The sequence below is a fragment of the Bradyrhizobium australiense genome (genome assembly GCF_013114825.1).
Lineage (GTDB): Bacteria > Pseudomonadota > Alphaproteobacteria > Rhizobiales > Xanthobacteraceae > Bradyrhizobium > Bradyrhizobium australiense.
Genome location: NZ_JAAVLX010000001.1, coordinates 330,227 through 342,029, shown reverse-complemented (window position 1 = coordinate 342,029; position 11,803 = coordinate 330,227). Strand labels below are relative to the sequence as shown.

The window sequence follows — 11,803 nt, the reverse complement described above, 5'->3', positions numbered from 1 at the left end:
TCGGCTTTGGAAAGGGAATCGGCGGTTGACTTGGGAACCGCCACCAATCACAAAAAAGCCCTGAAAAATGAATGGCAAGAATAGTTCGCAAAAATATTGGTCGGAGTGGCAGGATTCGAACCTGCGACCCCTGCGTCCCGAACGCAGTGCTCTACCGGGCTGAGCCACACTCCGACTTGGAACGCGGCTTATAGCCTTGGGTTTCGGCGACCGCAAGCAGCCGAATTAAGGAAATTAATCACAGTGAATGTTGGTCTCAAAACCCAGATTATGCGCGCCGGCGAGGCCGCCGTGGCGGCTGCGGCGCGGGCCTTGGCCGAAGGCGGGCTGGTCGCGTTCCCGACCGAGACGGTCTACGGCCTCGGCGCCGATGCCACCAATCCGGCCGCGATCGCCCACCTTTATCAGGCCAAGGGCCGGCCGGCCTTCAACCCGCTGATCGCCCATGTCGGCGACATCGTGGCCGCGCGGCAAATCGCCCGTTTTGACGCGGCTGCGACGGCGCTGGCCGAAGCCTTCTGGCCCGGGCCGCTGACGCTGGTGCTGCCGAAGACGGAAGGTTGCGCAGTCGCCGATCTCGCGACCGCCGGCCTCGATACCGTCGCGGTCCGCATCCCGGCGCACCCGGTGGCACGCGACATCCTGCGCGAATTTGGCGGGCCGGTTGTGGCGCCATCCGCGAACATCTCGGGCCACGTCTCGCCAACCGCTGCAGCCCATGTGCAGAGCGACCTCGCAGGGCGGATCGACCTGATCGTCGATGGCGGCGCGGTCGAGGTCGGCGTCGAATCGACCATCGTCGGCTGCCTTGGCGCGCCGATGCTGCTGCGCCCCGGCGGTCTGCCGCGCGCCGAGATCGAGCGCGTGCTTGGCCGCGCGCTGGTGCAGCCGCCGGCGAATGCCGAAAGCGACAACGGGCAGCCGCTGGCGCCGGGCATGCTGGCCTCGCACTACGCGCCACGCGCGCGCGTGCGGCTCAATGCGGTCGCCATCGAGCCGGGCGAGGCATTGCTCGCGTTTGGCCTCGGAGCAATTTCGGGAATTGACGCCGCCTCTCACGTGATGAATCTGTCGGAGCGCGGCGATCTCGACGAGGCCGCCGCCAACCTGTTCGGCCATCTTCGCGCGCTCGACGCCAAGGGCGCGCGCACCATCGCGGTGATGCCGATTCCGGACGACGGATTGGGCGAAGCCATCAACGACCGGCTGCGCCGCGCAGCCGTGGGGCGGGAATGAAGAGAAGAAAATGAATATCGTTCAGGGTTCCGTGCCGCCGCTGCCCGCCGAGCTGATCGCAAAATTTCGCGCCATCGTCGGCGATAAATATGCGGTGACCGATGCCGCCGATATTGCGCCCTACGTCACCGAGGAACGCGACCTGTTCCACGGCCGCTCGCCGCTGGTGCTGCGGCCGGGCTCGACGGCGGAGGTGTCCGCGATCTGCAAGCTCGCCAGCGAACACAAAATCGCGCTGGTGCCGCAGGGCGGCAACACCGGGCTGGTCGGCGGACAGACCCCGCATCATGGCGAGGTCGTCGTCTCGATGCGACGGTTGGATAAAATTCGCGAAATCGATCCCGCTTCCAACACCATGACGTGCGAGGCCGGCGTGGTGCTGCAGATCGCGCAAGCGCGCGCGGCCGAAGTCGACCGCCTGTTCCCGCTTTCGCTCGGCGCGGAGGGAAGCTGCACCATCGGCGGCAATCTCTCCACCAATGCCGGCGGCACCGCCGCGCTGGCCTATGGCGTAGCGCGCGAGATGGCGCTCGGACTGGAAGTGGTCCTAGCGGATGGCCGGATCCTGAACGGATTGTCCAAACTGAAGAAGGACAACACTGGTTACGACCTGCGCAACCTCTTCATCGGCGCCGAGGGTACGCTCGGCATCATCACGGCGGCGACGCTAAAACTGTTTCCCAAACCGCGCGCGGTGGAGACCGCCTATGTCGGCCTCCAATCGCCGGCGCAGGCGCTAAAACTGTTGTCGATCGCGCAGAACGAGGCCGCCGGCAGCCTGACCAGTTTCGAATTGCTGGCCGACATCGCGGTCGATTTCAGCCTGCGCCACGGCATCGACATCCGCGATCCGCTCTCGACCAGGCACCCCTGGTACGTCCTGATGGAATTGTCGTCCTCGCGCGACGACGCGCGTGCCGCGCTGGAAACGATCCTTGCCAAGGGCATGGAGGAGGGCATCGTCGATGATGCCGTGATCGCGGCGAATCTATCCCAGCGCGCCGGGTTCTGGAAACTGCGCGACGAAATGTCGGCGGCGCAGAAGCCGGAAGGCGGCTCGATCAAGCACGATATCTCAGTGCCGGTTGCGGCCGTGCCCGCCTTCATCGAGGAGGCCAATGCGGCGGTGGTGAAACTTATCCCCGGCTCGCGCCCGGTGCCCTTCGGCCATCTCGGCGATGGCAACATTCACTACAATGTCAGTCAGCCGGTCGGCGGTAATACCGCCGATTTCATGTCGCGCTGGCATGAGGTCAATGAGGTGGTGTTCGAGATCGTGCTGCGGATGGGTGGATCGATTTCAGCCGAGCACGGCATCGGGGTGCTCAAGCGCGACGAACTCCCCGAAGTCAAGGACAAGGTCGCGATCGAACTGATGCGCGGCATCAAGGCGATGCTCGATCCGCTTGGCATCATGAACCCCGGCAAGGTGCTGTGACCGCGCCCGCTGCGAAGACAATTCCTGCGCTCGCCATCGCCGACATTGCAGATGCGGATGTGGCTACGGTGATTGCGCTGTGGCAGGCCTGCGGCCTGACGCGGCCATGGAACGATCCAGCCAGTGATATTGCCCTCGCGCGGCGCGGGTCGAATTCGACCGTGCTGATCGGCCGCGACGGTGGTGCGATCGTCGCGACCGCGATGGTCGGCCATGACGGTCATCGCGGCTGGGTCTATTACGTCGCGACCGATCCCGATCGCCGCGCCAAAGGCTATGGCCGCGCTATCATGAACGCGGCCGAGGACTGGCTCCGCGCAGTGGGCATACCGAAACTGCAGTTGCTGGTGCGGCCGGAAAACTCGGGCGTCGCCGCGTTCTATCAGTCGATCGGATTCGGCGAACAACAAATCCTGTTCTTGACCAAATGGCTCGACGGCCGCGAGCCGCCGCGGTGAGCTGAAGGATTTGCCATGAGTATTGCAGATCGTGTCCGCGTCAAGAACGTCAGCGTGCTCTCCGACCGACACTATCGGCTGGAGGAAGTCGAGTTCGACTATCGCCGCGGCAACGGCGAATGGCAGACGATGAAGCGCGAAGTCTTCGACCGCGGTCATGCCGCGGCGCTGCTGGCGTATAATGTCGCAAGCCGCAGCGTTGTGCTGACGCGGCAGTTCCGCCTGCCGCCCTATCGTGCCGGTCACGACGATTTCATGATCGAGGCCGCCGCCGGCATGCTGGACGACGAGACTCCCGAAAATCGGATTCGTGCGGAGGCGGAAGAGGAAATCGGCTACCGGCTGCACGATGTGCGCAAGGTGTTCGAGGCCTTCATGAGTCCCGGGTCGGTCACGGAGAAGCTGCACTTTTTCGTCGCTGAGTACGAAGCTGCGATGCGGGTCGGCGACGGCGGCGGATTGGCCCACGAAGGCGAGGACATCGAGGTTCTGAAATTGCCGATCGACCAGGCGCTCGCGATGATATCGGACGGCCGCATCGTCGACGCCAAGACGATCATGCTGCTGCAATACGCGGCGCTGCATATTTTCCGGTAGATGACTCCATCAACGCGTCGTCCCTGCGAACGCAGGGACCCGCAACCCCATATGTTAGTTGTGGATTATGCGAACGTGGCTCCAGTGTTGTTCAACACCAAGATCAGTGGTTATCGGTCCCTGCGTTCGCAGGGACGACAACGATTCGCCTCAAAACAACGAACCCTGCCCATCATCCTCCGGCTCCACTGAAGCCACCTTACGCGGCACAGCACGCTTCGTGGGCTTCGGCTCCTCCGCCGCGCGCTGCTCTTCGGTGACCGGCAGCAGCAATTGCGGATCGTCATTGACCACGCGATTGACGCGCGTGGAAATCTCGTGCCAGGCGAACTCGCCCTCAGTCGGCCCGCGCAGCAGCGGCATGACCTCGTCGGCGTCGTGGCTGCGGCCGTCGAGCCAACGCTCGAATTCATCAGGCGCGATCGTCACGGGGACGCGGTGATGCAGCGTGGCGAGATCGCGGCTGGCGGGTGCGGTGACGATGGCGACGCCGTCAGCCTCCTCGCCGTTCGGCCCCATCCAGGTCTCCGCCAGCGCAGCAAAGCCAACGGGATGGCCGTCGCGGCGATGGATGAAAAACGGCCGCTTGCGGCCGCTGGCGTCCTGCCACTCGTAATAGCCGTCCGCCGGGATCAGGCAGCGCCGTCGCTTGATGGCGTTCTTGAACGCGGGCTTCTCCAGCAGCGTCTCGGAGCGCGCGTTGATCAGGAGCGTAAATTTACGCGGGTCTTTTACCCAGGCCGGCACCAGGCCCCAGCGCATCAGCCGAAAGTGGCGGCCGCCATTCTCCAGAATGACCACCGGAATCGGTTGAGTAGGCGCGATATTATACCGCGGCGGGAAATTGGGCTGCTCGATATAGCCGAAGGTCTGCCGGAGCGCCTCCGGCGGCGAGGTAATGACGAAGCGTCCGCACATTATCTGACCAACATAAGCTTCTGTTTAACGGGTGTTAACCCCAGATGTTAACAGTGGGATGGATGACCTCCACGGCCGCCACAGAGTTGCGATCCGATTTTCCGATGCCGCCACCGACGAGCCACATAGATGAGGCTCGCGCGGAGCAATTGCGCGCCGCCAATATCAATCCCCGCACCGGGCTCGCCACGGACTATCTGAATCATTTCAACGAAGCCATCATGCTGCTCGAAATGGTTCCGGACATGCCGGAATGCGCGGAGGATTTTCTCACCTGGACCCCGCTGTCCTACGCCGAGCATTTCTGGGCCTCCAACTTCAAGGCCCGCGACCTCGCGATCGAGGCCTATGAAGGCGCCGACCCCAAGGTCCGTGCCGATTTCGACAAGCTCACGGCGACCATGACCTCGATCCTGACCGCGGTGGGCAAGGCGATGCGCGAAGCCCAGCAGGACAAAACCCGCGCCACGCTGGCCGAGCAGGCCACCGCCTGGGTCAAGCCGCTGGTGGCGCTGGCCGGCGGCGTCATCAACGGCAATGCCGAGGCCGACGTGGAAGCGGTGATGTCGAACTAGCCGCCGGACGCGTTGGCCGCAGCCCGCTGCAATTAGACCTGCGCTGGCCGATCGGGCATGATCGGTCCGACAGCAAGTTCCCTGTTTACCCGGATCACCCCTTGACCTCCCCCATCCAGCCGACCCGCCCCCAACTCGCCGTCAGCGGCGCGATTTTTCGTGACGGCAAGGTCTTGCTGGTCCGCCGCGCCCGCTCGCCGGGCAAGGGCTTCTACTCGCTCCCCGGCGGCCGGGTCGAATTCGGCGAATCCCTGCATACCGCGCTCCACCGCGAGGTGGACGAGGAGACGGGCTTAAGAATCGAGATTCTGGGCCTGGCCGGCTGGCGCGAGGTGCTGCCTGGGGCCAGCGGCGGCGGGCACTATTTGATCATGTCGTTCGCGGCGCGCTGGACCGCCCGGGAGCCGGTCCTGAACGACGAGCACGACGATTTCAAATGGTTGGCGCCGGACGGGCTCGGCGATCTCAAGGTGACCGGCGGCCTGCTGGACGTCATCGAGGCCGCCCGGAAGCTGGTCTAGGCGGCTCGTTCAGCACCTCATGTCTTGCCTCAGGCGCCTTGAGGGGGCATATCGGCCCCAAATGTTCAAGCACGCCCTCGCCGCCCTCATCCTCATTTCGGCATGCCCTGTGGCCCCCGCACGGGCCCAGGATGCCGCGGCGCCGTTTGACGGCGACCTGCAGCGGCTGGCCGAGATTCTCGGCACGCTGCATTACCTCCGGGGTATTTGCGGCGCCAATGAAGGGGCGAAATGGCGCAACGAGATGCAGGCGCTGATCGATGCTGAAACCCCTTCCGGCGACCGCCGCGCCCGCATGATCGCGGGCTTCAACCGCGGCTATAACGGATTTCAGCAGACCTACCGGACCTGCACGCCGGCAGCCTCGGTTGCGATCCGGAGATATATCGAGGAAGGTTCCAAAATCTCGCGCGATCTCACCGCGCGCTACGCGAACTGAAGCCGATGGACGCGATCTATTTCGATCTCGACGGAACGCTGACCGACCCCAAGCCGGGCATCACCCGATCGATCCAATATGCGCTGCAAAGGCTCGATCATCCGACGATCCCGACCGAGGACGAGCTGACCTGGTGCATCGGCCCGCCGCTGCGCTCAAGCTTTGTGAAGTTGCTCGGCGATCACGCCGCGGACCGCGCGGTGACGCTCTACCGGGAGCGATTTTCCGACATCGGCCTCTACGAAAATGGCGTGTACGACGGCATCGACGAGGTGCTGACGGCACTCCGCGCGTCCGGCCACCGGCTGTTCGTCGCGACCAGCAAGGCGCACGTGTTCGCCGAACGGATCATCGACCATTTCGGCTTGCGCAAACACTTCGAGCGCGTGTTCGGCGCCGAGTACGATGGCACCCGCGCCGACAAGTCGCATTTGCTGGAATACGCGCTGAAGGAAGTCTCCGTCAATCCGTCCAAAACGCTCATGATCGGCGACCGCAGCCACGACATGGTCGGTGCGAAAAATAACGGCATGAAGGGCATCGGCGTGTTGTACGGCTACGGCAGCCGGGACGAGCTGATTGACGCTGGCGCGCACCATGTCTGTGCCACGCCCGGGGCCATCCTCGGCTGCATCTCTTGACGTCAGCAAACGCGTGGAACCGCCGCTCGAAATATCGGCAGTGCCGTTAACCTTTCCTAAAGATGTGGCCTAGGCGGGGCCGCACCGCGTGCTACAGCTTGTCGCGTTAGGATGCGTTCCGCCCTGGTTCGCGCGCAGATTTCGTTGAGCTTCATGAGCCGCCCAGCCTCCTCCCCGATCGCCCACGACCCGCTTCCGGACTTCGAGCAGAAGCAGACTGCCCTGAGCTATTTGAGCGAGGCCTGGGCCGAAGCGCGGCACGATGGCGTCGACGGTGACTGCCTGGCGCAGGCGAGCCTGTTCACGGCGCTCGCCGAACTGGTCTCGACCTATGGCGAGGACGCGGTGGCGAAATTCGCGGAAGGTCTGTCGGCCCGCGTCCGCAACGGCGAGTTTTCGCTCACGCTGGCGAAACAGTAGCGGCAAACTCCGGGCGTCGTCACCCGCGAAGGCGGTGACCCAGTACGCCGCGGCTTCTCGACAGCATACCAACGTCTCTGGAAGACCGGATCGCCCGGTCAAGCCGGGCGACGACAGTGGTGTTTGGAACGACCTCTGAGCTACGCCTTCAGCGTCTCCAGGAACCGCACCGGCTCGCCGGTCGACGGCGTCGTTACCTCACCTTGCCACATCACGCGCTTGCCGCGCACGAAGGTGCCGACCGGCCAGCCGGTGACGCGCACCCCGTCATAGGGCGTCCACCCCGCCCGCGAGGCCACCCATTTATTGGTGATGGTCTCGCTGCGCTTGAGATCGACGATGGTGAAGTCGGCGTCGTAGCCCGCAGCAATGCGGCCTTTGCAGGCGATGTTGTACAGCCGCGCCGGACCTGCGCTGGTGAGATCGACAAAACGCTGTAGCGACAGCCGGCCAGCGTTGACGTGATCGAGCATCACGGGCACCAGCGTCTGCACCCCCGTCATGCCCGATGGAGAGGCCGGATAGGTCTTGGCCTTCTCTTCCAGCGTATGCGGCGCGTGGTCGGAGCCGAGCACGTCGATAATACCCTGCTCGATGCCATACCAGATCCCCTCGCGGTGATCGGCCGAGCGCACCGGCGGGTTCATCTGCGCAAGCGTGCCGAGCCGCTCGTAGCATTCCGGCGCGGCCATGGTGAGATGATGCGGCGTCGCTTCGCAGGACGCGACGTCCTTGTGATCCCTAAGATACTCGATCTCCTGCTTGGTCGAGATGTGCAGCACATGGATGCGCTTGCCGGTCTCGCGCGCAAGATTGACCAGCCGCTGGGTCGCCATCAGCGCCGCAGTCTCGTCGCGCCACACCGGATGCGAGCGCGGGTCGCCCTCGATGCGGAGCGACTTGCGGTCATTGAGGCGATATTCATCCTCGGCGTGAAAAGCGGCGCGGCGGCGGATCACCTGAAAGATGCGCCGCAGGCTTTCGTCGTCCTCGACCAGTAACGCGCCGGTGGAAGAGCCGATGAACACCTTTACCCCGGCACAACCCGGCGCGCGTTCCAGTTCGGGCAGATGGTTCACGTTCTCGCGGGTGCCGCCGATGAAGAAGGCAAAGTCGCAATGCATGCGATGACGGCCGGCGTTGACCTTGGCGGTGAACGTCTCCTCGGTGACCGTGAGCGGATTGGTGTTCGGCATCTCGAACACCGCGGTGACGCCGCCCATGACGGCGCTGCGCGAGCCGGTCTCGAGGTCCTCCTTGTGCGTCAGCCCCGGCTCGCGAAAATGCACCTGCGTGTCCATCACGCCGGGCAGGATGTGCAGACCCTTGCAGTCGATCGTCTCGGCGGCGGAAGCCTGTCCGAGCCCGCCGATGGCGGCGATCCGGCCATTGGAGATGCCGATGTCGCGGATACCCTCACCGTCCTGATTGACCACGGTGCCGGATTTTAGAATGGTATCAAATCGCTGATTCATCGGTGCTTCATGGTCCTCTGGCGCTCGCTTTAAGGCCTTGTTGACAGCACCTTAGCGCCTTACGTTCTCATGTGATATCCGGCTCCTGCGTTTTCCCAGGAACTTGAAAGCTAACTTCAAACCGCACTGCAAAAGAGGCCGTTTTACCTAATGAAAGCAGCGTTTCTTCCAGACCGGGGCGTGGTCAAGGTCACGGGCGAGGATGCCCGCAATTTCCTCAACGGCCTCGTCACCACAGACATCACGCTGCTGCAGCCCGGCCTTGGCCGGTTCGGCGCGCTCTTGACGCCGCAGGGAAAAATCACGACGGACTTCCTGATCACCGAAGCCCCAGCAGGCCACGGCGGCGGCTTTCTGATCGATGCCCCCCGCGTGCTGGCGCAGAATCTCGCCGACAAGCTCGGCTTCTACAAGCTGCGCGCCAAAGTCGCGGTGGAAAACATCTCCGACAGCATGGGCGTGCTCGCGGTTTGGGACCGCGAGCCTGCGATGAAGCCCGATCTGGCTTTTGCTGATCCGCGGCATGAAGCTCTCGGCTGGCGCATTCTCGCCCCCGAAGAGCTCAAGCAGAAGGTGGCCGATCTGATCGGCGCCGACTTCGTCGACAGCGACGCCTACGAGGCACATCGCATCGCCCTGGGCGTGCCACGCGGCGGGCTCGACTTCATGTACGGCGATGCATTCCCGCACGAGACCAACATGGACCGCCTGCATGGCGTCGATTTCGACAAGGGCTGCTATGTCGGCCAGGAAGTGGTGTCGCGCATGCAGCATCGCGGCACCACGCGCACACGGATCGTGCGCGTCACGCTCGAAGACTTTTCGCCGGAAACCGGCGTCGCGATTCTCGGCGGCGACAAGCAGGTCGGCACCATGGGATCGACCGCAGCCGGCCACGGCCTCGCGCTGGTCCGGATCGACCGCGTTGCCGATGCACTCGATGCCGGACTGACGTTGACGGCCGGCGGCCTTGCGATCCGGCTGACCGATCCGAACGACGTTCGCGTCCCACCGAAGCAGACCGTCGCATGAGCGGATCCGCACGCCTGCATGCCGACGGCAAGACACGGTGCCCGTGGCCCGGCGAAGACCCGTTCTACATGGCCTATCACGACACCGAATGGGGCGTGCCGGAGTATGATGACCGCGCTCTCTACGAAAAGCTGATCCTCGATGGCTTCCAGGCCGGACTGTCCTGGATCACGATCTTGCGCAAGCGCGAAAATTTTCGCAAAGCGTTCGATGATTTCCAGCCGGAAAAGATCGCGCGCTACAATGCCAAGAAAATCCACGCGCTGATGAACGATGCGGGCATCGTGCGCAACCGCGCCAAGATCGAAGGCGCCGTCAACAGCGCCAAGGCCTATTTGAAGATCATGGAAGAAGGCCCGGGCTTCTCCAAATTCATGTGGGATTTCGTCGACGGCAAGCCCATCGTCAACCAGTTCAAGACCACCGCGAGCGTACCGGCCTCGACGCCGGTCTCGGTCAAGATATCAAAGGAACTCGGCGCGCGCGGCTTCAAGTTCGTCGGCCCTACCATCGTCTACGCCTTCATGCAGGCCACCGGCATGGTCAACGATCATCTGGTCACCTGCTTCTGCCATGAGACCTGCAGCGGCAAACTTCGCAAGCCCCGCCTCAAGACCAAATGACGGCGCGAACATCGTCCAGCATCGCCACCCGCGCCTGGCAGCGGATGCTGTCGGGGCGGCGGCTTGATCTGCTCGATCCCTCCCCGCTCGACATTGAGATCGCCGATATCGCCCATGGCCTGGCGCGCGTCGCGCGCTGGAACGGGCAGACCAGCGGCGCGCACATTTTCTCGGTGGCACAGCATACGCTATTGGTTGAAACGGTGATGCGCGAGCAGATGCCGCGCGTAGACGTCAGCTTCCGGCTCGCGGCGCTGCTGCACGACGCGCCGGAATATGTCATCGGCGACATGATTTCGCCGTTTAAGGCGGTGCTCGGCGGCGACTACAAGGTGGTGGAGAAGCGCCTGCTGGCAGCGATCCATATTCGCTTCGGCCTCCCGCCAATTCTCGCCGATGAAATCACCAAGGCCATCAAGGCGGCAGACCGCGGCGCGGCCTATCTCGAAGCCACCCATCTGGCGGGATTTTCGGTAAGCGAGGCGAAGCGGCTGTTCGGCAGGGATCCCGGCCTGCCCGAAGCTACGGTGCGCGACTACCTGACGCCATGGACCGCGGCCCGGGCCGAGAAGCAGTTTTTGGCGCGATTCAACCTGCTGCTGGGTTGAATGAGGCCGTTGCGTTGTCGGGGTGGGCAAAGTGAAGCGTGCCCACCATTATTGCCCCCGGAAGCAAGATGATGGGCACGGCGCAAAGGCGCCTTTGCCCACCCTACAGCTCCGGTTATATTGCTGACCAAAGACTACCCAGGGATCGCCATGCTCCACGTCTGCTCGCTTGCCGCACTTCCCGATACCGTCAGGTCCACCGGCGCCAGCCACATCCTCACCGTGATGGCCAATATCGACCAGGTGCAGCGCCCGGCCTCGGTGCTCGAGGCCAACCATCTGAAAATCTCGATGGACGACATCATCGAGGAGATGGATGGCTTTGTCGCGCCAGCGTATCACCATATCGAAAGAGTGCTGAACTTCGTCCGCAGTTGGGATCGCACCGCACCGATGGTAGTGCATTGCTATGCCGGCATCAGCCGCTCGACGGCGAGCGCCTTTGCCGCCGCCTGTGCCCTCAATCCGCATCGCGCCGAGATCGAGATCGCCCGACAGATTCGCGCCCGCTCGCCGATCGCGTCGCCGAACCGGCTGATCGTCAGCCTCGCCGACAAGGCGCTGGGACGCGAAGGACGGATGCTGCGTGCGCTGGACCAAATGGGTCCGGGCAGCATGATGGTCGAAGGCCGGCCCTTCCGTGTTGATCTGGAATAGTACGACATCCGTTGAGCTTAAGCGCCTGCCGACGTCCCCCGGATGCTGCACAGCGCCATCAGCGCGTTCGCGCGCGTCTTGACGCGCTATGGCTTGCGGCGTGGTGCGCTGCTGATCCGGGGTCCACGCACTGGCGGTTGGTCCCGGCTCTGCGGAGCAGCGTTG

At 63.8% G+C, this 11,803-nt stretch carries 15 protein-coding genes and 1 tRNA gene; 13 read left to right on the top strand and 3 right to left on the bottom strand.

The window, feature by feature from the left end; genetic code table 11:
* Positions 1 to 97: 97 nt before the first annotated feature.
* Positions 98 to 174 (bottom strand) — tRNA-Pro (locus tag HCN58_RS01605).
* A gap of 69 nt (positions 175 to 243) precedes the next feature.
* Between HCN58_RS01605 and HCN58_RS01600 the strand changes: the two genes are divergently transcribed.
* Genes HCN58_RS01600 through HCN58_RS01585 form a run of 4 tightly spaced genes read left to right on the top strand, consistent with a single transcriptional unit; the run spans position 244 to position 3,729 of the window.
* On the top strand, positions 244 to 1,236 hold the full coding sequence (locus HCN58_RS01600) for an L-threonylcarbamoyladenylate synthase (RefSeq protein WP_171577623.1): 993 nt from the start codon (positions 244 to 246) through the stop codon (positions 1,234 to 1,236).
* A 10-nt stretch (positions 1,237 to 1,246) separates the two neighbouring features.
* Positions 1,247 to 2,674 (top strand): FAD-binding oxidoreductase, encoded by a 1,428-nt coding sequence (locus HCN58_RS01595; RefSeq protein WP_171577622.1) that lies wholly within the window; start codon positions 1,247 to 1,249, stop codon positions 2,672 to 2,674.
* 20 nt (positions 2,675 to 2,694) lie between these two features.
* Complete coding sequence (locus HCN58_RS01590; RefSeq protein WP_171577983.1) at positions 2,695 to 3,132, top strand: GNAT family acetyltransferase; 438 nt, start codon at positions 2,695 to 2,697, stop codon at positions 3,130 to 3,132.
* Positions 3,133 to 3,147: 15 nt separating this feature from the next.
* Positions 3,148 to 3,729 (top strand): NUDIX hydrolase, encoded by a 582-nt coding sequence (locus HCN58_RS01585; RefSeq protein WP_171577621.1) that lies wholly within the window; start codon positions 3,148 to 3,150, stop codon positions 3,727 to 3,729.
* A gap of 150 nt (positions 3,730 to 3,879) precedes the next feature.
* On the opposite strand, the gene HCN58_RS01580 is transcribed toward HCN58_RS01585, so the two are convergent.
* Complete coding sequence (locus HCN58_RS01580; RefSeq protein ID WP_171577620.1) at positions 3,880 to 4,647, bottom strand: SOS response-associated peptidase; 768 nt, start codon at positions 4,645 to 4,647, stop codon at positions 3,880 to 3,882.
* Between the two features lie 62 nt (positions 4,648 to 4,709).
* Between HCN58_RS01580 and HCN58_RS01575 the strand changes: the two genes are divergently transcribed.
* The 5 genes from HCN58_RS01575 to HCN58_RS01555 all read left to right on the top strand — a co-directional run bounded on the left by HCN58_RS01575 (position 4,710) and on the right by HCN58_RS01555 (position 7,243).
* Positions 4,710 to 5,222, top strand: coding sequence for a hypothetical protein (locus HCN58_RS01575; RefSeq protein WP_376701134.1), 513 nt, complete (start codon positions 4,710 to 4,712; stop codon positions 5,220 to 5,222).
* A 101-nt stretch (positions 5,223 to 5,323) separates the two neighbouring features.
* On the top strand, positions 5,324 to 5,743 hold the full coding sequence (locus tag HCN58_RS01570) for an NUDIX hydrolase (RefSeq protein WP_171577618.1): 420 nt from the start codon (positions 5,324 to 5,326) through the stop codon (positions 5,741 to 5,743).
* Between the two features lie 61 nt (positions 5,744 to 5,804).
* Complete coding sequence (locus HCN58_RS01565) at positions 5,805 to 6,182, top strand: TIGR02301 family protein (protein WP_171577617.1); 378 nt, start codon at positions 5,805 to 5,807, stop codon at positions 6,180 to 6,182.
* Positions 6,183 to 6,187: 5 nt separating this feature from the next.
* Positions 6,188 to 6,823 carry an HAD family hydrolase gene (locus HCN58_RS01560; RefSeq protein ID WP_171577616.1) on the top strand — a complete coding sequence of 212 codons (636 nt, stop codon included), beginning with the start codon at positions 6,188 to 6,190 and terminating at the stop codon, positions 6,821 to 6,823.
* Between the two features lie 153 nt (positions 6,824 to 6,976).
* Positions 6,977 to 7,243 carry a hypothetical protein gene (locus HCN58_RS01555; RefSeq protein WP_171577615.1) on the top strand — a complete coding sequence of 89 codons (267 nt, stop codon included), beginning with the start codon at positions 6,977 to 6,979 and terminating at the stop codon, positions 7,241 to 7,243.
* Positions 7,244 to 7,383: 140 nt separating this feature from the next.
* Here the strand turns inward: HCN58_RS01555 and HCN58_RS01550 are convergent, their stop codons facing one another.
* Complete coding sequence (locus HCN58_RS01550) at positions 7,384 to 8,718, bottom strand: dihydroorotase (RefSeq protein ID WP_171577614.1); 1,335 nt, start codon at positions 8,716 to 8,718, stop codon at positions 7,384 to 7,386.
* 150 nt (positions 8,719 to 8,868) lie between these two features.
* On the opposite strand from HCN58_RS01550, the gene ygfZ reads away from it, so the two are divergent.
* The 4 genes from ygfZ to HCN58_RS01530 all read left to right on the top strand — a co-directional run bounded on the left by ygfZ (position 8,869) and on the right by HCN58_RS01530 (position 11,638).
* Entirely contained in the window at positions 8,869 to 9,750 is an 882-nt protein-coding gene (gene ygfZ, locus HCN58_RS01545; protein ID WP_171577613.1) for a CAF17-like 4Fe-4S cluster assembly/insertion protein YgfZ, read from the top strand.
* Positions 9,747 to 10,373, top strand: coding sequence for a DNA-3-methyladenine glycosylase I (locus HCN58_RS01540; RefSeq protein WP_171577612.1), 627 nt, complete (start codon positions 9,747 to 9,749; stop codon positions 10,371 to 10,373). Before ygfZ ends, HCN58_RS01540 begins: the two co-directional genes overlap by 4 nt.
* Entirely contained in the window at positions 10,370 to 10,981 is a 612-nt protein-coding gene (locus HCN58_RS01535) for a YfbR-like 5'-deoxynucleotidase (protein ID WP_171577611.1), read from the top strand. Before HCN58_RS01540 ends, HCN58_RS01535 begins: the two co-directional genes overlap by 4 nt.
* Positions 10,982 to 11,131: 150 nt before the next feature.
* Positions 11,132 to 11,638, top strand: a complete 507-nt coding sequence (locus HCN58_RS01530) for a tyrosine phosphatase family protein (protein WP_171577610.1) — start codon at positions 11,132 to 11,134, stop codon at positions 11,636 to 11,638.
* Positions 11,639 to 11,803: the final 165 nt, after the last annotated feature.